The sequence below is a fragment of the Streptococcus parasanguinis genome (genome assembly GCF_047463195.1).
Lineage (GTDB): Bacteria > Bacillota > Bacilli > Lactobacillales > Streptococcaceae > Streptococcus > Streptococcus parasanguinis_R.
Genome location: NZ_JASHEI010000009.1, coordinates 40,011 through 62,799 on the forward strand (window position 1 = coordinate 40,011; position 22,789 = coordinate 62,799).

General features: G+C 40.7%; 21 protein-coding genes. 3 read left to right on the top strand and 18 right to left on the bottom strand.

Features of this window, described 5'->3' with window-relative positions; genetic code table 11:
- Nucleotides 1–4: 4 nt before the first annotated feature.
- The 6 genes from dltB to QM870_RS08420 all read right to left on the bottom strand — a co-directional run bounded on the left by dltB (nucleotide 5) and on the right by QM870_RS08420 (nucleotide 5,931).
- On the bottom strand, nucleotides 5–1,258 hold the full coding sequence (dltB, locus tag QM870_RS08395) for a D-alanyl-lipoteichoic acid biosynthesis protein DltB (protein ID WP_070464736.1): 1,254 nt from the start codon (nucleotides 1,256–1,258) through the stop codon (nucleotides 5–7).
- A complete protein-coding gene (dltA, locus tag QM870_RS08400) occupies nucleotides 1,255–2,805 on the bottom strand; it encodes a D-alanine--poly(phosphoribitol) ligase subunit DltA (RefSeq protein ID WP_021154127.1) in 1,551 nt (516 codons plus the stop codon). Before dltA ends, dltB begins: the two co-directional genes overlap by 4 nt.
- Nucleotides 2,806–2,823: 18 nt before the next feature.
- A complete protein-coding gene (locus QM870_RS08405; RefSeq protein ID WP_003002102.1) occupies nucleotides 2,824–2,952 on the bottom strand; it encodes a teichoic acid D-Ala incorporation-associated protein DltX in 129 nt (42 codons plus the stop codon).
- Nucleotides 2,953–3,123: 171 nt separating this feature from the next.
- Nucleotides 3,124–4,383: a S41 family peptidase gene (locus QM870_RS08410; protein WP_414369286.1), complete on the bottom strand. Its 1,260-nt coding sequence runs from the start codon at nucleotides 4,381–4,383 to the stop codon at nucleotides 3,124–3,126.
- Nucleotides 4,384–4,475: 92 nt separating this feature from the next.
- The gene (locus QM870_RS08415) at nucleotides 4,476–5,159 is read right to left on the bottom strand and encodes a DUF4956 domain-containing protein (RefSeq protein ID WP_070587679.1); all 684 of its coding nucleotides are present in this window, start codon (nucleotides 5,157–5,159) and stop codon (nucleotides 4,476–4,478) included.
- Nucleotides 5,152–5,931 carry a polyphosphate polymerase domain-containing protein gene (locus QM870_RS08420; RefSeq protein ID WP_414369287.1) on the bottom strand — a complete coding sequence of 260 codons (780 nt, stop codon included), beginning with the start codon at nucleotides 5,929–5,931 and terminating at the stop codon, nucleotides 5,152–5,154. The genes QM870_RS08415 and QM870_RS08420 overlap by 8 nt, the downstream gene beginning before the upstream one ends.
- Nucleotides 5,932–6,144: 213 nt before the next feature.
- Between QM870_RS08420 and QM870_RS08425 the strand changes: the two genes are divergently transcribed.
- Both QM870_RS08425 and QM870_RS08430 read left to right on the top strand, forming a co-directional pair.
- Nucleotides 6,145–7,377: a carbohydrate-binding domain-containing protein gene (locus tag QM870_RS08425; protein WP_414369289.1), complete on the top strand. Its 1,233-nt coding sequence runs from the start codon at nucleotides 6,145–6,147 to the stop codon at nucleotides 7,375–7,377.
- 89 nt (nucleotides 7,378–7,466) lie between these two features.
- The gene (locus QM870_RS08430; RefSeq protein WP_414369290.1) at nucleotides 7,467–8,150 is read left to right on the top strand and encodes a DUF4947 domain-containing protein; all 684 of its coding nucleotides are present in this window, start codon (nucleotides 7,467–7,469) and stop codon (nucleotides 8,148–8,150) included.
- 233 nt (nucleotides 8,151–8,383) lie between these two features.
- On the opposite strand, the gene QM870_RS08435 is transcribed toward QM870_RS08430, so the two are convergent.
- Nucleotides 8,384–11,179, bottom strand: a complete 2,796-nt coding sequence (locus tag QM870_RS08435; RefSeq protein WP_414369292.1) for a YhgE/Pip family protein — start codon at nucleotides 11,177–11,179, stop codon at nucleotides 8,384–8,386.
- Between the two features lie 135 nt (nucleotides 11,180–11,314).
- Here QM870_RS08435 and QM870_RS08440 point away from each other — a divergent pair, with 135 nt between their 5' ends.
- Nucleotides 11,315–11,848, top strand: coding sequence for a TetR/AcrR family transcriptional regulator (locus tag QM870_RS08440; protein ID WP_003001962.1), 534 nt, complete (start codon nucleotides 11,315–11,317; stop codon nucleotides 11,846–11,848).
- Nucleotides 11,849–12,036: 188 nt separating this feature from the next.
- Here QM870_RS08440 and rpsD read toward each other — a convergent pair whose 3' ends face one another.
- The 11 genes from rpsD to QM870_RS08495 all read right to left on the bottom strand — a co-directional run bounded on the left by rpsD (nucleotide 12,037) and on the right by QM870_RS08495 (nucleotide 22,677).
- Nucleotides 12,037–12,648 carry a 30S ribosomal protein S4 gene (rpsD, locus tag QM870_RS08445; protein ID WP_003002210.1) on the bottom strand — a complete coding sequence of 204 codons (612 nt, stop codon included), beginning with the start codon at nucleotides 12,646–12,648 and terminating at the stop codon, nucleotides 12,037–12,039.
- Between the two features lie 205 nt (nucleotides 12,649–12,853).
- Entirely contained in the window at nucleotides 12,854–13,585 is a 732-nt protein-coding gene (locus QM870_RS08450) for an ABC transporter ATP-binding protein (protein WP_414369293.1), read from the bottom strand.
- Nucleotides 13,578–14,573, bottom strand: a complete 996-nt coding sequence (locus QM870_RS08455; RefSeq protein ID WP_414369295.1) for an ABC transporter substrate-binding protein — start codon at nucleotides 14,571–14,573, stop codon at nucleotides 13,578–13,580. The genes QM870_RS08450 and QM870_RS08455 overlap by 8 nt, the downstream gene beginning before the upstream one ends.
- Before the next feature lie 57 nt (nucleotides 14,574–14,630).
- The gene (locus tag QM870_RS08460) at nucleotides 14,631–15,389 is read right to left on the bottom strand and encodes an ABC transporter permease (protein WP_414369297.1); all 759 of its coding nucleotides are present in this window, start codon (nucleotides 15,387–15,389) and stop codon (nucleotides 14,631–14,633) included.
- A 210-nt stretch (nucleotides 15,390–15,599) separates the two neighbouring features.
- Nucleotides 15,600–15,872, bottom strand: coding sequence for a Veg family protein (locus QM870_RS08465; RefSeq protein ID WP_003009183.1), 273 nt, complete (start codon nucleotides 15,870–15,872; stop codon nucleotides 15,600–15,602).
- Between the two features lies 1 nt (nucleotide 15,873).
- Entirely contained in the window at nucleotides 15,874–17,232 is a 1,359-nt protein-coding gene (gene dnaB / locus QM870_RS08470) for a replicative DNA helicase (protein WP_070449606.1), read from the bottom strand.
- A gap of 25 nt (nucleotides 17,233–17,257) precedes the next feature.
- Entirely contained in the window at nucleotides 17,258–17,710 is a 453-nt protein-coding gene (rplI, locus tag QM870_RS08475) for a 50S ribosomal protein L9 (protein WP_003002156.1), read from the bottom strand.
- Entirely contained in the window at nucleotides 17,707–19,683 is a 1,977-nt protein-coding gene (locus QM870_RS08480) for a GGDEF domain-containing protein (RefSeq protein ID WP_462217670.1), read from the bottom strand. The genes rplI and QM870_RS08480 overlap by 4 nt, the downstream gene beginning before the upstream one ends.
- Before the next feature lie 198 nt (nucleotides 19,684–19,881).
- A complete protein-coding gene (mnmG, locus tag QM870_RS08485; protein WP_070594264.1) occupies nucleotides 19,882–21,792 on the bottom strand; it encodes a tRNA uridine-5-carboxymethylaminomethyl(34) synthesis enzyme MnmG in 1,911 nt (636 codons plus the stop codon).
- The gene (locus QM870_RS08490) at nucleotides 21,782–22,213 is read right to left on the bottom strand and encodes an NUDIX hydrolase (protein ID WP_070594267.1); all 432 of its coding nucleotides are present in this window, start codon (nucleotides 22,211–22,213) and stop codon (nucleotides 21,782–21,784) included. The genes mnmG and QM870_RS08490 overlap by 11 nt, the downstream gene beginning before the upstream one ends.
- 8 nt (nucleotides 22,214–22,221) lie before the next feature.
- Entirely contained in the window at nucleotides 22,222–22,677 is a 456-nt protein-coding gene (locus QM870_RS08495) for an NUDIX hydrolase (RefSeq protein WP_070594269.1), read from the bottom strand.
- Nucleotides 22,678–22,789: the final 112 nt, after the last annotated feature.

The window sequence follows — 22,789 nt, forward strand, 5'->3', positions numbered from 1 at the left end:
CCTTTTATTTCAATTTTGGAAACCATTGTTGATCCAAGAATCCTGAGAAAATCAGGAAGGACAGCATCACTGTGTTAAAGGTGATAAAGATCCCTAAAGCTTTGGTCCAACGATTGTCCGGTATAGGATCCAATCCTTTTGCTTTTCTTTCTTTATTGATGGTCTTTTTCTTACGAATCCAAGCATCATTGATAACCAGTCCAAGCCCATGGAAGAGCCCATAAGCGATGTAGTACCAAGTCACCCCGTGCCAGAAGCCCATGACCAACATATTGATAATATAGGCAACATTTGAGGTGGTAATTCGGCTCTTGAATACTTTATTGCGCATCAATACCATCACGAGACGCATAAAGACAAAATCACGGAACCAGAAAGATAAACTCATATGCCAACGATTCCAGAATTCCTTTAAGTCACGTGATTTAAAGGGACGATCAAAGTTGATGGGACTTTTAATTCCCATCAGATTTGAAGCTGCTAAAGCAAACATCGAATAGCCCGCAAAGTCAAAGAAAAGGTCAAAGCCATAGACATACATGACTCCCAGCGTTCCGATATTGAAGAATCCACCTTGAGACAAGGCATAGGTCTGCACATGTCCTAACAATAAGTGGCCAAAAATATGAGCTAGGATAAATTTATAAAGGAAGCCATACATGATATACTTAACAGCTTGCTCCAACATATCCAATAATTCTTCACGCTCAGGAATGGTTTTATAATCCTCATTAAAACGCTTGAAACGATCAATCGGCCCACTTGAGAAGGTCGGCATAAAGAGCATAAAGCGTAAGAATTCCCAGAGTGTGAATTCTTTCAAGACACCATCTCGCATTTCGATGATCATTCCGACAGCTCGGAAGGTTAAATACGAAATCCCTAAAAATCCAAACAAGGATTGGTGCCCATTCTTGATCGCTGGCTCTACCTTAACAAAGATCAGGGGCAAGACAGACAAGAAGGAATGAAGATAGAAAATCCACTTGTTGTCCGCTTTCTGACGATAGATCTTGTAGGAATACACAATCAAGATTTGCCAGACTACGTAAAAGAGCAGGGCATAAATTTGCTTGAGATTCGAACCTGTCAGCATCAAAATGATAAAGATCAGACTCACCAGTCCTTCATATACCGGAAATCTCTTTTTGAAAAAGAGACCCACAAAGATCGGTAAAAAGGCTAGAATGAGGTAGATAAAATAGATCGGTGTTCCATAGTGTTCTAAATGAGGGAGCTGTTTCAAAAACTCGATCATCGGTTGTTAACCTCGCTAATCAACCCTTTGATGTCGATTTTCCCGTTTGGTGTTAATGGCAGGCTGTCACGATAGAGGAATTTTGAAGGCATCATATAAGACATCATGATGTTTTCTAAATCTTCCTTAATGGCTTTCGTGATATCAATTTCGCGCTCAAATTGTTCTTTGACGCCCTCTTTTAAGATGACATAGGCCAAGAGATTTTGGACCTTGTGATCTTTATTATAACGCGGTACTGCGACTGCTGAGTCAATATACTTCGATTTATTCAAGTTTTGAGAGACATCCTCTAGCTCGATCCGATAACCGTTAAACTTGATTTGGAAGTCCATCCGACCACCATAGAGAAGAAGGCCTTCATCCGTCATGGTTCCGACATCTCCCGTATGGTAGGCTGGAAGACCTTCAAATTCGAAGAAGGCTTCTGCTGTTTTCTCTGGATTATTCATATAACCTTTTGAAACGGCTGGGCCAGATACGATGATCTCCCCTTGTTCACCATTTGGCAATTTGTTTCCTGCCTCATCAATAATGAAGGTTGGAGAATCTTCTTTGGTATAACCAATTGGTAGACGTTTCAAAGTCGCTAACATCTCATCTGTTACGGCTACAGCCGAAAGAGCTACAGTTGCTTCTGTTGGCCCGTAAGCATTGATGATACGCGCATTTGGGAAACGCTCGCGCAATTTTTGAGCGGTTTTAACGGTCAACTCTTCTCCATCAAAGTAGAAATGGGTGATTCCTGGCATCTTTTCAGCATTGAAATCTTCAGACAACATGGCCATATCTGCGAAAGATGGTGTTGAAGTCCAGATCGCAATCGGAAGGGAAAAGATGGTCGCGAAGAGTTGTTTGAAGTCTTGAGTAATGGCTGATGGAAGAGCAAAAAGGGTTCCTCCAAGAGCCAAGGTCGGTGCCCAGTACATGACAGACAAGTCAAAGGAATAGGGCGGTTGCGCCAACATTTGCGGACGCTCTGGCGTTGCAAATTCCTTGTCCGTAATCATCCAGTTGGTAAAGCTGAGCAAGTTATCGTGCGAAATTTGCACCCCTTTTGGTTTCCCAGTTGTCCCTGAGGTAAAGATGATGTAGTAGTTATCATCCCCTTTGACCGGATGTTTCAAGTCATAGGCATGCTGAGCCGCATAAGCTTCACGCACTTGCTCCAAGGACATGATTGGAGCAGCTGGGTTTTCCAATGGAAATTCATTGATGGCAATAATCAAGCTTGGCTCTGCTACTTCAACAATGGCAGACACGCGCTCCAAGGCAGAGTGGCTATCAATTGGGATATAGGCATGGCCAGATTTTGTCAAGGCCACAAAGGTTGCTAACATTTCATATTCTTGACCACCAAAGACCACTACAGGTGACTTTTCAGGAAGTCCCATTTGGTCGATGTGGGCAGCCAAGCTATCTGAATCAGCCTTCAATTGGCCATAGGTATGCTCCTCACCAAGGACATTGTAAACCGGATAGTCTGGTTGTAGTTGCGCATAACGTTCAATTGTCTCGATCATATCAGTAATTGGTTGGTTTGACACGGCTAGGAGTCTCCTTTTCTAAAATTCGTTGTAGATAAAGCCACCCTGACCTTGACCAAGGTAACTAAAGAAATAAAGTAGGGCTAGGAAAATGGCGAAATATAAGACCGTCTGCCCGATAAATTTATAAAGTGTTTTATGTTTCATAAGTTTCACTCTTCATTTTGATTGTTATTCACTATTTTACCATTTTTTATACCAAGTAAGCAATCTTAAACATAGTGAGAATGTGGTAGAAAACGTTATCATTTCAGACATTTATCCCTTCTAACCAAAGGATTTTTTTCTTTAATCAGTTTTTCTGATTGAAATCCTGTTTTATTTAACATTCCCCTGACGAATCAACTCCAGACACTTGTCCAGATCCACATCTCTCTCGAAATGGCTAGGTGTCCAAGGAATCTCTATATCGGGTAGAACACCCTGATCCGTCATCCCTTTCCCTTTATCCACGCTTAAACAGCGAGAGGTGGGAAACATTAAACAAAAATTGCCATAATCAACTGTACAACAATTAGAGTAGTCTAGAATCCCAAGAGTTGGTCGACCCACCACCGTTACCTTCTTAAACTGCTTCATCATCTGAACAAAGTTATCCCCAGATGAAGCACAATAAATATCTGATAAGATAAAGATCTGTTCAGGATAGTGACTTCCTCTGACCTCTGGGAAAAATTCCTCGCCTTCTCCCTTATATGCTACATAACCTTTTCCCCGATGGCGAAGCAAGTCCTCTTTCATATCTTCAAGCAGTTTAGCTGTTTCAGGACTAATTTCTTCCTGTTGCATCCAGTCCTCAAAGTCTTTCAAGCGCAGATCAACATTACGTTCCGTGTAGAGAATTTCCATACCATCATCGTCCCAGTCAAGCGAATCATAGCCCTGATCCTTCTCTAAGCCTAGATGTAATAGAGGGAAATATAAAGAGTCTGTCCCTCCGCCGTTCTGTCGGACATCAATGATAAGAAACTTGACTTCCGTCATCATCGGTAAACACTCTTGATATACCCGACTAATGGCTCCTTCATCCATAAAATTATCCAGACGAAGATAAAGAATCTCATCGTCTAATCTTTTCCAAAAAATCTGATCTTGGATCGGTTCTCGACTAGGGACTACTTCAATGGTCTTTTCTATCCCTTCTCGAAGCAGGGTGACACTCGTTGACTGAGAGACCAAATCTGCCCATTCTCGGTAGTGTCTTTCAGGGGTCTTGCTGATAAAATAGTCTTTATGAAGAGAAGCTATCTGATCCAAGTCACTTCCATCCAGAGCTAGGATCTGATCTCCTACTTGAAGACCAGTCTCTTCATTAGCTTCCTCAACATACAATTTCTGTCCATTTATTCTCAAAAGGAACCCTTTTTGACTGGCCTTTTTATCTCGAAAGGAAACATGCCCGATCACCCCAAAACTAGCTAGGTAAGTCTTAACTTGATAGAGAAAGGCATCATCTGTCATATCATCTGTAATGTTTTCTCGAAAAGGCTCTGGATCGCATCCTTTTCGATCCTTGATGGTAGATGAATCATGGGTCATAATAGAGACGACATCTTCAAAAATAGCAGTCTTTTTCATAAGGGATTCCTTCCATTTTTTAGAAACAGTATACCACTTTTTCTTAAAAAGTTCTTAAAATCCTAAAAAACTATCCTAAAGTAGGATAGCCGTTATAGATTCTTTCTTTTCTTCGCTTTCTTTGTCAGAGCGACATCACAATTTTCAATCTTGCTAATCAATAGATTGGCAAGAGCAAAATCATCGATGTTCGATTTCATATTTACCTCGTAGTTCAAGGTCAGTTGTTCTCCAGCTTGGGCCGTTGTGACAGAAATAAAGTCAATTTCTGAACAACTTTGGTCCAACAACTGACTGATTTGTTCTGCAACAGAATCTTGTTCTGAGACGGTAATAGTCAAATGGCGGCGCCGTTGATGGTCTGCCTTACTCTGTTTGTTCTCTAATACCAGCCACACCCCTAGTAAAGAGAGAGTTGATAAAATGGCCAATAAAAGATAGCCCGAACCTGCAGCCAATCCTATAATCATAGCTAAGAAAATGGCAATCAACTCTCTCGAACCACTCGTAGCCGAACGAAAACGGATCAAACTAAAGGTCCCTGCCACTGCAATCGAGGTTCCCAAACTTCCATTGACCAAAAAGATCACTAAGGTCATCATACAAGGAAGCAAGGTCAAACTAATGACAAACTCTCGAGTGTAAAGTGTTCGGTATTTATAGGTCCAAGATAGGGCCAACCCTAGAAAGAGGCTGACCAAAAGGGCCAGCAGTAAGCGCAAGGGATCCACCGCTGCTGTGGCATTATTAAAAATAGAATCAAATAGATTAGACATAGGCAGCACCTACCGTTTCTTGAACTGGTCTTGGGGCATAATCCAAGCCTTGTGATTTATGATAAGCACAGCTATATTTTGAAAATTTCTGTTTCACCAAACCATACTTCTCTAAAATATCCTTTAGCCATTTAGGTTCTTGGCCAGGAGCCTTAATTTCCATGATCACGAAGTCATCCTCTAGTAGAGGTTCTCCTTTCTTCCCACCAAAAAGGCTAACAGCCTGGTCTCGAAAGACTAAGTTTTGATCGATTGTCACGCGAATCTTCTGATAAGGATAACCCTGAATGGATTTCTTTTCTTTGAGAGACAAACGATCATAATAAATGAACATCCGTGGTTCCAATCGATGACCATAACGTTTGCGCAATCTCTGAATCTCTTGCACTAAGTCTGGATCTTGTATCTGATGATCTACTGTCCCATCTGTCATCAAGTTGATAATGGCTTGCGAAGTAGCGACTAGGCGGAATTTATGGCCAATTCCTTCTTCATCTTTTGACTTCACCTCTAGAAATACCGGACTGTCTGCTTGAGGTGTTTCTATATAAGTCCGCATCCGAATTTTTTCACGGCGGTGTTGTTTCGCAAGAGCATCTTGAATGACCTCAAAGTTTTCCGTATCAAAATAAATGTTTGAAATAGTTGAAGTTGGATAATCATCTTCTACGACGTATTCTTTTAAGTCTTTGATCAAGTCTTTTACGTCATCTTTTGCGACGATATATTTTGTTTCGATTCGTTTAAAACTTGTCTCAATTGTTTTTTTCATGTTTCTACTCCTTTAAGGGGGGATATTGCTTCTAATCTTCAGTAAGTATGGATACGACTTACGTGTTTTCTAGTTTAATGGGACTTTCTTAACTGGTCATTAAGCCAAACTTAAAGAAAACTAAAGTTAAGATTCTTTTCAGAAAAACTTTAGGAAACTTTCAGCTAGCAACTTTAGACTAGGAGCATATCAATTGAACGAGAGGAAAAGCTCATGAAATCAAACAAATGGAAATTTTTATTAACGGGGGCCACAACCCTCACCTTACTGACAGCTTGTGCCCAGGCGTCATCACAATCAGCTACAAAAAGCAATACTGCACAAACAACCACTACTTCTACTTCAAAAAATAAAACAAACAATTCCAACTATTTTACAGATAAGGACAAGGACAGCTCTTATGATGAAAGCAAAGCATCTACTGTAAAACTATCTGCTTCGTCTGCAAGTGTATCAGGTGACGGCGTAGCTGTATCTGGATCAACTGTGACCATCTCAAAGGCTGGAACCTATGTCATCTCTGGTGAATCCGATGGGGTTCAAATCAAGGTTGAAGCGGGTGACTCAGACGATGTTCACATCGTCTTGAAAGGCGTTACCATGACCAACACCAACGCGCCAATTTCTGCTACGAAAGCAGGGCATGTCTACCTCACTCTAGCAGACGGCACGACCAATACCTTGTCTGATTCAAGTTCAAACAATGATGAAGATGCCGATGCGGTCATCTTCTCTAAAGGCGACCTCACCATCAATGGTTCAGGTACGCTCAACATTGACGCCAAGATGAACAACGGTATCAAGGCCAATGACACTCTCCATATCACAGGTGGAACCTATAAGATCACGGCTGTAGGAGATGCCTTCAACGTCAATGACGAACTCAATATCACTGGTACGACCATGACCATCGATGCAGATGAAGATGCCGTCAAGGTAGATAATGATGAAGATACTTCGGTCGGAACCATGTATCTTTCAGACAACAAAATGACCATCACTGCAGGAGACGACGGAATCCATGCTTCTGGTGATCTGATCATCGATAGCGGAACCTATGAGGTAACCGAGTCTGTCGAAGGCCTCGAAGGAAAATCGATCACCATCAACGGCGGAGATATCACCATCTATGCAACCGATGATGGGGTCAATGCAGCCAATGCCAATGCCAACCAAGATGAAATTTTCTTCACCATGAATGGTGGAACCCTCAACGTTGAAGTTGGACAAGGCGATACCGATCCAATTGATTCGAATGGAAATATCACTGTTACCGGAGGAACCATTAAATTAACGGGTCAATCTGGATTCGACTTTGATGGTACTGCTACCTACACTGGCGGAGACATCTATATCAACGGTGAAAAACAAACGGAAATTGTCAACTCCATGCCTGGAGGCGGTGGCGGACCTCAAGGCGGTGGACCTGGAGGTGGGCATCCATAATAACAAATAAAGGCAGGATTTCTTCCTGACCTTTTTTTGTTACCCTTTTTATGATAGAATAGAAAATCAATCAGCTTATCGAAAGGAACATGATGAAAAAACAAACACTCCCTCTTTTCTTCACACTCTTGCTATCTCTTCTTTTTCTATCAGCCTGTGTGCCGGACCTTAAGATCGACTTTAAAAAAGAACCAACTACTACCAGCTCAAAAAAGAAAACCTTTAAAAAAAGTAGCTCGAGTCGTTCTAGCCACCCGAGTCGTTCAACTAGTTTAAATAGCTCAAGCAACTCCTCTAGCTCTCCTTCAACCACAACGCAGCCCTCTTCTGACAGCGTCACAACCGAAGGACTCCCTAAAAATGCTCAAGAAGCTCCAAAAGATAAGATTTATGCGACAGGAAACCTAAAAGTGGCCTACTCTAGAAATGGCGATACTATTTTTGCCCAGACGCCGGACTATGAAGGATATACCACTGCCCTTGTCCAAACAATTCTTGGGAATCCAGAGAAACAAATAACAGCCCCTGCTTATATTGCCGAATCTTTTGAAAATACCGAATTAGAAAATATTAAAGCGCTCTACCATGAGGGAAAAATAACAGAAGAACAAGCGCATGCCTTTTTGATGGGAGCTGTTGATCTCAAACAAGCTTCTAAATCCGGAGTAGACTATACCATTTACACCTATAAAAATAACACCATCCAACTGGTCTTTGAAAACGACCAACTTCTCTATATTACTCCAAATCCTGATGTTGTCTTCTTTAAATAATAAGAGAGTGGGACAGAAATCGGTAATTCGTTAGAATTTGATTTCGTCGTCCCACCTCCGCACAGTTGAGTAGGGCTGTAAAAGCTGATGAAATCAGCGTAGTAAAGCCCACTCAACCACTGCGTCTTGCTCGACAATCCAAAAATAATTGAGAGGCTAGGACTTTTGTCCCAGCCTCTTGTTTCACATGAAACAAAAAACTCCCAACACATTCTGTTGGGAGTTCCCGAAGATTAGTCCTCTTCATATTTTTTTGGATTATAGAACCACATTCCTAGCCCTGCAAAAAGAACAATAGTCATCAGAAGGAAGGCCACTTGATTTCCAATTTCTCCTGTCATCGAAATCGTTTGACGAAGACCAGAAACGGTATAACTCATTGGCAAGAATGGATGAATGGCTTGGAAAAATCCATTTGTCAAAGCAAGAGGATAAGTTCCTGCACTAGAAGCCAATTGCAAGAGCAAGAGGATCAAGGAAAGGAAAGCACCGATCTTTCTTTGCCATGTTGTCAAAGCAGTCACGATAGACATGAAGGCCACACTACCAATCACACAAAGGAAGAGAGTAGCCATCTCATGATTAGCTGATAAACCAATCAAGTGAACGGCACCATAGACCAAGACTCCTGCAATCACCGCAATCGTTCCGTTGACCTCAAAGCGAGATTTAAACCATGCCCAGCGACTTTCAGGATGACGACCGGATGGCAATTTTGCAAAGATCATATTGGTTGACAAGGCACAAACAAAGAGTGCTACAGAGATCATATAAGGAGCCATTCCGACACCATTCACCGGGACATTGTCACGGTCTGTTTTAGACAAAGTGACAGGATCTGCTAAGGTTTTAGCGTTTTCTTTTTCAGTTGTAGCCACATTCAATTGTCCCTTAGCATCGTTTAATCCTTGACTCAAGGTTTGGCTTCCTGTTGCTAATTCACCTAAACCATTTGTCAATGTTTGGCCACCTGCTGCTAATTTGCTGGACCCATCTGAGATTTGATTTGCACCGTCGGCTAGTTTATCAGCACCAGTCACCAATTGACCTGATTTTTCTGTCAACTGATTGACACCAGTGACAAGTTTGTTGACACCACCTGCCAACTCTGGAGTTTTGCTGTTCAATTGTCCTACACCGTCAGCTAATTTTCCAGCACCGGCAACCAATTCACCCGACTTACCTGTTAATAGAGTCGCTCCTGAAGCCAGTTGATTCATGCCTGATGTCAAGGCAGGCATCTTCCCATTTAACTCACCTAGACCAGAAGCTAATTGATTGCTTCCTGCAAGTAATTCTGATGATTTACTATCTAGTTGGCCAACACCTGCTGCTAACTGACTAGCACCATCCGTTAAAGTGCTACTATTGGTCTGAAGTTGGGTTGCTCCATTAGCGATTTTATCGACACCTGCTGTATAAGCGTCGATCCCCTGACTGATGGTTTGACTAGCTGGTAACAATTGTCCACTAACTGCGGATTGGATCTTAGACAAACCACTTGACAAGTCTGTCAAGGTAGAAGAAGCTGTCGGTAAAACTTGATTGGCTGCCGTTTGCAGTTGTGTCAAGCTATTTCCTGTATTCAAACTAGCTTGGATCGTTTGAATCGTAGTCAAGATCCCTTGAGCCGCCGTTTCACTCGAGCTTGGGCTCGATGAGATCGCCGCATTGATTTCCGCTTGTTGGTCAGCTGTCATTGCTTGATAGGCTGCTGTCCCTTGTACACTTGCAAGGGCATTTGCACGATCCGCTTGGGCTGAAGCAAGGATTGATTGAGCTGAATTCGCAATACTCGTCAATCCAGACGAAAGTTGACTGGTATCTACTGAAGCATTTTGAATCGCTGCATTTAATTGGTTTAAACCAGCTGCCAATTGATCAATCTGAGCAGATTGACTTGTAGAAGCTTGTAGCTGGCTTGATAATGTTTGAATACCTGATTCTAATTGTGAAACCCCATTTCGAAGGGTAGCAGATTGACTACTTAATTGACCCGCTCCTTCTGATAAAGTAGCGACTCCATTTGTATAGGTTGCTAAACCATTTGAAAAGTTAGATAGGCCTGAATTCAATTGACGCACGCCATTGGTATAATTCCCAAGACCATCATTGAGGGTCCCCATACCACTGGTTAATTGACCAACTCCTGAAGCTAACTGAGGGGTTTGACTCGCCATTTGATTGAGACCATTTCCTAATCGATCCACTCCGGTAGCGTAAGCCATCAAGCCTGTATTAAAAGTACCAAACCCATTATTTAATTGATTGACGCCAGATACCAAGTTTGGAAGTTGACCAGCCATTTGATTGAGACCATTTCCTAATTGACCAACACCATCTGTATAGGCTGCTAGACCCGTACGAAGAGTAGTCGCACCATCTGAAAATGCTAAGCTTGAACGAGCCAATGTATTCAAATTAGTAGACAGTGTTTGACCACCATCTTCCAATTTACTTGCACCATCTGCTAATTTAGCACTTCCATCTGCCGCTGTCCCCATACCAGATTTAAGCGATCCCATTTTGGAAAATAAAGCTGTTGTATACGTATTGGTCACTTTTTCGGCCACTGACTGCTTCATCTTTGTCATCGCAGTGTCGCTCATTTTCCCTGCGATAAAACTATGACCACTGGATGTTTGGTAATCAATGGTCATCTGTTCCGGATGATTGGTTAAGATGGAGCTAGCTTTCTTTGAAAGATCCTCAGGCAGGGTTACAATCATATAATAATCGCCATTTTTAAGACCATCTTTCGCAGCTTTCTCATCTACAAAATGAAAATCAAGTGAGTCATTGTCCTTCAAATTGGACACCATGTCTTTTCCTATTTCCATCTTTTGTCCATTATATGTAGCAGATTGATCCTTATTGACAACCGCTACAGGAAGATCCGAAACTTGGCCATATGGATCCCACATGGAAGATAGAAAAATAATATTATAAAGAGCTGGAATCAAAGCAACTCCAATCATGACAATGATAAATGTTGGCTTTTTAAGAATAGCCTTCCATTCTTTCATCATATTTTTTGTCTCCTTTTTTATACACATTGTCTAAATTTCTGATATAATAGATTATACAGTTTCTAGAAATTTTCACAAGTAGGAAATCTTTATTTTTAGACACTGTGTATAATTTTGTGCAAAAAGGATTAACAGATGACTGAGAGCAATAAACGATTAAAAACAAAACGAAATATCGAGGAGGCGATGGTTCGACTACTAGAAAAGGAATCATTCGACCAAATCACAACGGTTGAGTTAGCACAAGAATCCGGCATTAGTCGCTCTAGCTTTTATACCCACTATCGAGACAAGTACGATATGATCGAGCGCTACCAACAAGCACTCTTTCACAAGCTTGAATATATCTTTGACAAACACCAAGACGACAAGCGCCAAGCGATTACAGAAGTGTTCGAATTCCTAACCAAGGAGCCACTCTTTGCAGTTCTTCTGACAGAGAATGGAACCAAAGAGATCCAAACCTTCTTACGACATAAATTACAGATTCTCCTGGTTGATAGTTTGCAAGAGCGCTATAGTCATAAATCATTAACAGATATTGAAAGAGTCTACAGTTCTGTCTATCTGACCAATGCCTTCTTCGGAGTCTGTCAAATGTGGGTTTCTCGGGGAAAAAAAGAAAGCCCTCAACAAATGGCTGAATTTTTAATGAAAATGCTACGGTAACAGTGCCTCCTGGTCTAGATAGATCAGGATTTTTTTATTGGCAGTTTTAGGTTTTAAGAAAACAAAAAACTGTCTCATGTAATGAAACAGCTTTAGAAAATTTGTAACTGAACAAAGCCAGAAATCAACCCTTTAAGACAAAACAAAAAGCCCACTGTTGTAGGCTTTCTGTAAGGTATATCTTAAAATTAAAGCATTTTGTTGTAGAATTCAACGACAAGTGCTTCGTTGATTTCTGGGTTGATTTCATCGCGTTCTGGAAGGCGAGTCAATGAACCTTCAAGTTTGTCAGCATCGAATGATACGAATGCTGGACGTCCAACTGTAGCTTCAACAGCTTCAAGAATAGCTGGAACTTTAGCTGATTTTTCGCGAACTGAGATCACTTGACCTGGAGTTACGCGGTATGAAGGGATATCAACGCGTTTTCCGTCAACAAGGATGTGACCGTGGTTAACGAATTGACGAGCTTGACGACGAGTAGTCGCAAGTCCAAGACGGTAAACAACGTTATCCAAACGACGTTCCAAAAGAAGCATGAAGTTGAAACCGACAGTTCCTTCTTTAACTTTAGTAGCTTGTACGAACAAGTTACGGAATTGTTTTTCACCAAGTCCGTAAGAGAAACGAAGTTTTTGTTTCTCAGCTAATTGCAAACCGTATTCTGACAATTTTGAACGGTTGTTTGGTCCATGTTGACCTGGTACGTAGTTACGACGTGCCAATTCTTTACCTGTACCAGTAAGTGACAAGCCAAGACGGCGAGATTGTTTCCAAGATGGTCCTGTATAACGTGACATTTAAAATGTCCTCCTATAAAAATAATTTTTGTAGGAAATAACGTTTTAGACAAACCTGATTCGTTCAGAAAGCCTTCGCCCAAACAGCAAAGGTTACTTTTCTAGCTGACTTCCTGTTGACGAGCTTCATTTTGTCCTGCTGTCATTTCGCACAAATTCTATTCTATCACGGAATAGAAACTTTGTAAAGTCCTTCAAAACAATTTCAATGAAATTCAGACAATAATTCTATGATTCGTTTTTTATATTGCAATTGTTGCCAGTCTCTATCCGTTGCTGGATCCCATTTTAAAGGAAGATCTGCAATAATTTCACCGGGATTATGATTCAAGATATAGACCCGGTCACTCAATGTCAAAGCTTCTTCGATACTATGAGTGATCACCAGAGTGGTGAGACCAAGACGTTCCTTACTTTCTAGATACCAGTGATAAAGGTCCTGCCTTGTCAATTCATCTAAGGCACTAAAAGCTTCATCTAATAGGAAGACAGAATGACCCAGAAGATAGGTTCTCAATAGCGCCACCCGTTGCCGCATCCCCCCACTCAGCGCATTAGGATAAAGGTTGGCGATACTTCCCAATTTAAATTCATCTAACAATTTTAGAGCTGTAGATGTCGCCTCTTCCTTAGGAATCTTTTTTAATTGAAGGGGAAGAATAATATTTCCCAATACTGTCTTATGTTCCAACAAAAGATCTTTTTGTAGCATATAGCTGACTTTCCCAAAGGAGATCGGGGCATTATCTACTTCTATTGCGCCCTTTTGTATGGGAAGGATCCCAGCAATTAAATTAAACAAGGTTGATTTCCCTACCCCACTCGGACCTAGAATAGAGACGATTTCTCCTTTTTGCACTTCTAGTGATACATTGTTTAAAACTGCTTTATCTCCAAAAGAGAAACTTACATCTTTTACGGTTAAAATATCAGTCACCTACCAATTCATTTGTAAAACCTTTGTCTTCTAAGTCATTTGAAACCAATCCTTGCTCTTTTGCCCAAGCATAAAAAGCATTCCAACGCTTGGAGTCAAACTGCCCCCATTTATCCTTGTCTGAAGCATATTGACTGGAAAGATATTTTTGAGAAGCTAGTACAAAATCACGCTGGTTAGCCAAAGCAGGGGCCTGTTTAATCAAGATATCTGCTGCTTCTTCTGGATGCTCTATAGCATATTGGTAGCCTTTTTTCACCGCTTGAATGAATTTCTTTGCTTCCTCTTTATTAGACTTCAAATAGTCATTGTTAGCAATAATAACAGGCGAATAGTAGTCAAATGCAGGAACAAAATCTTTCATATAGAAGAAATTGGTCTTCATTCCCTTTTGCTCAGCCAAAATTCCATCCCAACCGTGATAAATCCAAGCAGCATCAAAGACCTTATTTTCAATCGGAGTAATGGAATTTGAATCACTATTTGGAACCAATTTTACTTGATTAAAATCAGCCCCCTCTTTTTTCATCATCGATTTGATCATTTCCAACTCAATCGGATCATTCCAGGTACCATACTTCTTACCAACCAAATCTTTTGGACTTGTGATCGCTGCATCTTTTCTTGAAATAATCCCTGACGTATTGTGTTCGACGATAGCTGCAACAGCGGTAATCCCCGCACCTTTATCCAATTTCTTGGCCATAGAATCTTGGAAATAAATACCAAATGGAGCTTTCCCATTAATAATCAAATCAGAACTACTGTCTTCCGGCGGAAGTTTTATATCTACATCCAGTCCTGCATCTTTAAAATACCCTTTTTCCTTTGCTACATAGAGACCCGTATGATTGGTATTCGGGGTCCAATCTAGAATAAAATCAATCTTTTTCAAACCACTTGACGATTGCTTGACAGAATTTTGACAAGCACTCAAGAAAACAAATCCCAATATTATTGAGAAAAATAAACCTATTGACTTTTTCATTAGCTATACCTCTTTTACATTTTTGTCAATTTAATTTTTACACCATTTACAAGTTTGTCAATCCTTTTTCCATTTTAGAATGGTTCGTTCTAATTGGTCAACGAGAAACATACCGAGTAAACTAATAGCAGAAATCAATACAATGATCGCAAACATCGTATCATACTGAAATAACTTCTTCGATTGGATCATATAGACCCCCAATCCATCAAAACCTCCTAACCATTCTGAAACTACCGTACTGATAAAAGCATAGGAAACGCTCACACGTAAACCTGCAAAAAAATAAGGAAGCGCTGCAGGAATTTTATAATGAGCTAAGGTCTGAAAGTGATTGGCTTGCATAATCTGAAACAATCTCAGAATATCTTGATCGCAATGCCGAAAACCATCTAACAGACTGACTACGATGGGAAATACCACCGTAATAATGATCAAAACCAGTTTTGGAAGCATACCATAACCAAACCAAAGAACCAGGATAGGGGCCAAGGCAATCGTCGGAATGGTTTGAATAACAACCATAAAAGGATAGACCAGATCATTCACCCATTGAAAACTATCCATGAGAATCGCAAATCCAGCAGCAAGAAGAACCCCTATAACAAGTCCAATCAAGGCCACTTGAAGGGTAGACAAACTGTGATGAATCAGGAGAGCTCGATCTCGTACAAAGGCATTCCCAATTTCAAGTGGCGTTGGTAATACAAATTTGGGGAGGATATTTAAAAATCCTGCTAACTGCCATAAGACAAGAAGACTGCTAAAACCTGCAAATCCTATCAATTGTTTTGAATATCTTTTTACAAGAGACATCGTAACCTCCTTTCTCACAAATAAAAAACGCCTCCAAAATAGGAGACGGATTGCACAAGGTCACTCATAACGAAAAATACATTTCATTTGTTTCCTACGCTGGCATTACCCAGATCAGGTGCGGTCGAAGCTTACACTTCCTCTCAGACTGTACACAGACTCCCATATGTATTTATTATAATAACTGATTTAGACGATAAAAGCAAGAAATTAATCCAAATAACGAATTAAATTCTTCTCTGTTAAAATATCTGAATAGGTGTAAGACTCCACGTATGTATTGGCTGGTTCACCTGGTAAGCTGTTGTCGTTCGTATACTCGATAATAAATAAAGAAGGATAGACCTCAATCAAGCGTCCAAATTTATTTTTTTGACGTTTCCGTCCATTTTCAAGCGTCATTTCAACCACTTGTCCTTCATGAGCCTTGATCTCTTCTTTAATTTTTTTCATTTTTGCAACATCTGTAAATGCATCACTCATCTTATTGATCCTCTCTCTTTGAAATACTTGAGAATTTATTGTATTCCTTTTGGAATATTAATTCGACTGTCCCACGCGCACCTGAACGGTTTTTCTCGATAATCACTTCAACCGTATTATTAGGCATTCCATCTTCTTCCTCTTCACCAGCTCGATCATAATAATCATCACGGTACAAGAAAGCAACAATATCCGCATCCTGCTCAATCGATCCAGATTCACGAATATCAGAAAGAACAGGACGTTTGTCTTGGCGCTGTTCCACACCACGTGATAGCTGACTCAAAGCAATAACGGGAACTTTTAGTTCCTTAGCCAAAATCTTTAACTGACGAGAAATTTCTGAAACTTCCTGTTGACGGTTTTCTCTTCCAGTCCCTGTAATCAGCTGCAGGTAGTCAATCAGAATAAGACCGAGATTGCCTGTTTCCTGCGCTAATTTTCTTGCTCTCGAACGAATCTCAGTGATCCGAATTCCTGGAGTATCATCGATGTAAATACTCGCATTGGCCAAATTCCCTTGAGCAATGGCATATTTTCGCCACTCTTCATCCGTCAATTGACCTGTACGAATCGAATGGGATTCAATCAAGCCTTCAGCTGCTAACATCCGGTCAACCAAACTTTCAGCACCCATTTCTAATGAGAAAATAGCCACTGTCTTATCCAACTTTGTCCCGATATTTTGAGCAATATTTAGAGCAAAGGCTGTTTTCCCTACTGCAGGACGAGCCGCTAAAATAATCAACTCTTCCTCATGTAGCCCTGTCGTCATATGGTCCAAATCGCGATAGCCTGTCGCAATACCCGTAATATCAGTGGTTTGAAGCGAGCGGGCTTCCAAGCTACCAAAATTTATATTCAAGATGTCTCGAATATTTTTAAATCCACTACGATTTGCGTTTTCACTAACATCAATCAGAGCTTTTTCAGCACCCGCAATGATTTCATCTGAAGGGCTTGCACCATCATAAGCTTGATTAATACTTTCCGTTAATCGAGAGATCAATCGACGTAAGACAGCTTTTTCGGCAACAATCTTCGCGTAATACTCCGCGTTAGCTGAAGTTGGTACCGAATTAATGACTTCTACCAAATAGGAGAGACCGCCAATATTTTGGAGATCCCCCTGACTATCTAAAATATTTCGAACAGTCGTCGCATCAATCGCATCCCCGCGGTCAGCTAGATCGATCATGGCTTTAAAAATCAAACGGTGCGAGTACTTAAAGAAATCGCCAGGCTCGATATATTCACGAACAAAGACCAATTTCCCCTCATCAATAAAGATGGCTCCCAACACTGATTGCTCCGCTTGGATATCCTGAGGTTGTGTTCGTAATTCCTCTATCTCAGCCATAAAAAAACCTTTCTATCGATCGTGTTTACCCTTCGTTTACACGAATATTAATCACACCTGTAACATCTTGATAAATTTTTACAGGGACGTCAATCAAACCTGTTGAACGAATTGGAGAGGAAACTTGGATATGACGTTTATCAATTTTAATGCCAAATTGCTTCTCAAGTTCTTCTGCAATCTTTTTATTGGTAATAGAGCCGAAAGTACGGCCATCTGGCCCAATTTTTTCAGTGAATTGAACAACAGTTGCTTCTTCTTCTAATTTTGCTTTAATCTTTTGCGCTTCCGCTAACAATTCAGCATGCGCTTTTTCTTCTGACTTTTGCTTTCCACGAAGTTCACCGATTGCTTGGGCATTGGCTTCTTTCGCAAGATTTTTCTTGATCAAAAAGTTTTGTGCATAACCAGTAGGCACTTCTTTAATTTCGCCTTTTTTACCTTTACCTTTTACATCCGCTAAGAAAATAACTTTCATTCTACATTCTCCTTTTCAATAGTTACTTCGTTTTCAATAGTCTCAATCAGTTGTTGACGAATACTCATCAAATCTTGACCCTCAATTTGAGAGGCTGCCGAATTGAAATGACCTCCTCCGCCAAGCTGTTCCATGATACGCTGTACATTGACTTTGCTTCGACTTCGCGCAGAAATCGAGACAGTCCCACTTTGATTGCAAGCAATGACAAAGGTTGCTTCCACCTCAGACATGGCTAGCATACTATCAGCTGCTTTACTAATAGTTACTGAATCATAGGCTTTAGTCGTATTGGCACAAGCTACGATGATATGTGGCAAAATCTTTTCACCAGTCAAGATCAGTTCGTTCACTTCGCGGTACTCGTCAAACTGAATCGCAGAGATCTCCTGGATAGCTACACTATCACTACCTCTTGAGCGAAGGTAACTCGCCACATCAAAGGTCCGACTTGTAACACGTGTGGAGAAGTTCTTAGTATCCAGCATGATTCCAGCCATCAAGACACTAGCTTGAATCTTCGTCAACCGATTTTTTTTCGACTTCTGGAACTGAATCAGCTCACTAACCAATTCGCTCGCACTACTTGCTCCACTTTCAATATAGGTGATCAAAACATTTTCAGGGAAATCATCATCCCGACGGTGATGATCAATGACAATAATCTGTTGAAATTCCTGATAAAACTCTTTAGAAAGAGTCAAGGCTGTCTTAGAATGGTCAACCATAATTAACAAAGAGCGATCCGTCACCATTTGCATGGCTTCCTCTAGGGTAAGGATTTTCGTCACCTGCTCTTCTTCTAGTTTCGCAATCGCTCTTGAAATATCACTAGCCATTGCATGCGGGTCATAGACCACATAAGAGGAAACCAAAATATTGCTAGAGAAAAACTGCATTCCCACAGACGCTCCTAAAGCGTCCATATCCAAGTTTCTATGCCCAACAATGAAGACTTGATCAACGGATTTAATCTTATCCGAAATAGCTGTCATCATAGCGCGTGTCCGTGTCCGAGTCCGCTTAACAGCCGAAGCTGTTCCACCACCAAAGAAAATAGGGTTTTTCTGTTCATCATTTTCTTTGACAACTGCTTGATCCCCACCACGAACTTCCGCAAGGTTTAGGTTCAAGAGGGCCACTTTACCAATCTCATCATGCTCCCCGTCACCGTACGAGAATCCCATACTTAAGGTAATAGGTAGCTCACGATTTTTGGCTTCTTCACGGAATTGATCGATGACTGAAAATTTTGATTCCATCAACTGTTCTAAGACCGTGTAGTCTGTAAACAAATAGAAACGATCCATCCCCACACGTCTGTAAAACATATGGTAATGAGCTGTAAACTCTTCTACAAAGTTGGCAATAAAACTATTGATATTGCTAATATCAGAGTCTGAAATGACATCTTCTAGATCATCATAGTTATCAACAGAAATAATACCGATAACGGGACGAGTTGTCACCAATCCCACAGTTGCTTCATACTCACTTGAAACATCAAAAAAGTAAACAACACTAGACTTCTGATCAAAGTAAACGGAATATTTCTTATCGGCTACAGTGACATAATGACCTTTATCCTCAAACAAAGTATTGAGTAACTTTTTCAAGGATTCAACATCAAAGTCCCCATCATCTGTTGAAAAAATCAATTCAGCATAAGGGTTGAACCACTCTACTTCATTTGACTCTTCATTAATTTTAATAACTCCAACAGGCATTTTATCAAGAAGAGATGCTAGCCCGCTTTCTGCCTGATGGTTCACATATTGTATTTGTTCTAATTCATCTAACTCTGAAATTTGTAACTGGTATTCAAATAAAGCAATCAATCCAGCTAAGACTAAAAAAATTGCAATGAGAGTTACATAGCCTTTGCCAAAGATTCTTAAAAAAATTGCTAAAATTGCAAATGAAATAAAACCAATTAACACATAATGGATGAACGATAAACGAAATTTTTTCATCATAAACCTCTTCTCGGCATTATACCATAAATAGAGGTAAAAAGCGAGGTTTCTCTCTATATTACAGAGAAGATTGACCCGTAAAAAGCTCTTCATCCGCTTCACTACTTTGTAAACAAGGTTTACAACTGTGTAAATAGTAACAACAGATTTCAATCCATAAAATTGAGGCTGAAACATCATCTCAGCCTCATTTGATTAGTGGTTTGCTTTGTTTTTGGAGATACTCCGAGATTTACCTTCCAAGTAAACCATTAAAATAGAGATATCCGCTGGATTGACACCTGAGATACGACTTGCTTGACCAATCGTTTCTGGATTAATTAATTTAAATTTTTGACGCGCTTCGGTTGCGATGGAGTCAATATCATCCCAGTCAATATTCGCAGGAATTCGTTTTTCTTCCATACGCTTCATTTTTTCGACTTGGTCCATTGCTTTTGAAATATAGCCTTCGTATTTAATTTCAGTTTCAATCAATTCAATGATTTTATCATCCAGTTCTTCAGCTGCAGGACCGATAAATTCTACCACATCTTGGTAAGAGACTTCTGGTCGTCTCAAGAATTCTTTAGCAGTGACAGCATCTGTCAATGGTTTAAAGCCCATTGCAGCGACCTTCTCATTGGTTTCCTTTACAGGCTTTAACTTAATGCTATCCAAACGCTTCATCTCGTTTTCAAACTGATACTTCTTGGTTTCGAAACGTTGCCAACGTTCATCATCTACCAATCCAATTGCTCGTCCCATTTCTGTCAAGCGCATATCTGCATTATCATGACGCAAAATCAAACGGTATTCTGCACGACTTGTTAACAAACGATACGGTTCGATCGTTCCCTTTGTTACCAAGTCATCGATCATAACCCCAATATAGCCATCACTACGTTTCAAAATGAGTTCTGGTTTTCCTTGGATTTTTAGAGCCGCATTAATCCCTGCAATAATCCCTTGACCAGCGGCCTCCTCATAGCCAGACGTTCCATTGGTTTGGCCAGCTGTAAAGAGACCTGAAATTTTCTTGGTTTCCAAAGTTGCGCGCAATTGATGAGGCAAAACCATATCATACTCAATCGCATAACCCGTTCGCATCATTTCTGCCTTCTCAAGTCCCTTAATAGAATGGACGAGATCCCGCTGAACATCCTCTGGTAAACTCGTTGACAGCCCTTGAACATAGACTTCTTCTGTATTTCGTCCCTCAGGTTCTAAAAATAGTTGATGACGCTCTTTGTCAGCAAAACGGACAATTTTATCCTCAATGGACGGACAATAGCGAGGACCTACTCCCTTTACAATCCCTGTAAACATAGGTGCCCGGTGTAAATTATTCTGGATAATTTCATGGCTATGCCCATTCGTGTAAGTCAACCAACAAGGAACTTGATCCTTTACATAATCTTCATCACGCGATGTATAAGAAAAATGATTTGGAGCTTCATCTCCAGGTTGAATTTCCGTTTCGTCATAATTAATTGACGATGCCTTTACACGAGGTGGTGTCCCTGTTTTGAAACGTCCAATTTCTAATCCTAGCTGTTTGAGATTGTCGGCCAAATTGATAGAAGCTAGACTATGATTAGGTCCTGACGAATATTTGAGATCTCCAATGATAATTTCTCCGCGTAAAGCTGTCCCAGTAGTGACAATAACAGCCTTTGCCCCATACTCTTGGTGAGTCGCAGTTCTTACACCAACAACCTTACCATTCTCCACCAAAATCTCATCAATCATAGTTTGGCGAAGAGTTAAATTTTCTTGGTTTTCAACCGTTTTCCGCATTTCTTTTGAGTAAAGTTCTTTATCTGCTTGAGCCCGAAGTGCACGAACCGCAGGACCTTTACCAGTATTGAGCATTTTCATTTGGATGTAGGTCTTGTCGATATTTTTCGCCATTTCTCCACCGAGGGCATCGACTTCACGCACGACAATCCCCTTAGCAGAACCACCAATAGAGGGATTACAAGGCATAAAAGCCAGCATTTCAATGTTAATAGTCGCAAGTAAGACCTTACAACCCATACGGCTAGCAGCTAGAGAGGCTTCTACTCCCGCATGCCCCGCACCGATTACAATGATATCGTATTCTTCTATAAAGTTATAAGTCATTTCTTAACCTTTCAAAAATTTCTCGCAAATAAGGAACTAGCTTCTCCTCCTCTAGAGCTTGATCCATGGTAACCCATTTAAAATGTGTATGCTCTTCAGGATCTAATCTGATAATTGGCTTCTCCCCAACCCACTCTGCTTTATAAACTAAGCGAGTAAAGACAGTATCCTTAGAGGTATCCAGTTGACTATCTTCGTGAAGAAGTTTGAGCGAACTGCTATCTAGCCTAACTCCCGCTTCTTCAACACATTCTCTAAGAGCCCCATTTCGCGGAAGCTCACCCTTTTCAACCCCACCACCAGGAATATCCCAGTAAGTTGGATAAACGTTGGGTTGTCCTCTTTTAATTTCCGAACGCTGAATGAGCAAATAATCATCACCACTATGAACAAGTACATGGGCAATAAGCTTAACCATTATTTTCTCTCCTATTTCTCAAAATGGATGTGTCTTAGTTGCCCGTCCCATTCTGGTAAGACTATTTTTAAAAAGCCTGGTTTCAGAGGAACTGTATGCAATTGATTCAGAGCTATCCACCGACAAGGTAATTGCCTTGCATCTTCCTGCATAGTCAATGGAGCATCCTCAAGCAAGTCCACCAAATAATGAAACTCGATATTATGGAAGTGGACACCAGCTTGTTCAAAACGATTTTCAACCACAAAAGCTAGTTGCCCAGCTTGAGCTTTGACACCCAGCTCTTCTTTCACTTCACGAATTACAGCCTCTTCCGTTCTTTCGCCGACTTGGATCGCACCACCAATCGTGTAAAAACCATCCTCATCTTCTACCACTAACAACTTGCCCTCTTCTACAATCAAGGCTGTCGCCCGAACACCAAAAACCGTATTCCCCACTTTTGTCCGAAAGTCTTGCTGACTCATTTTTATCCTTTCCCTTAAAAGACACAAAAACAGTCAAAACTCTGAGAAGTGCAGGACAAAAAAGCCTGCAACATCCATGAGCTTTGACCATCATTTCTATTGCTTTTCTTAT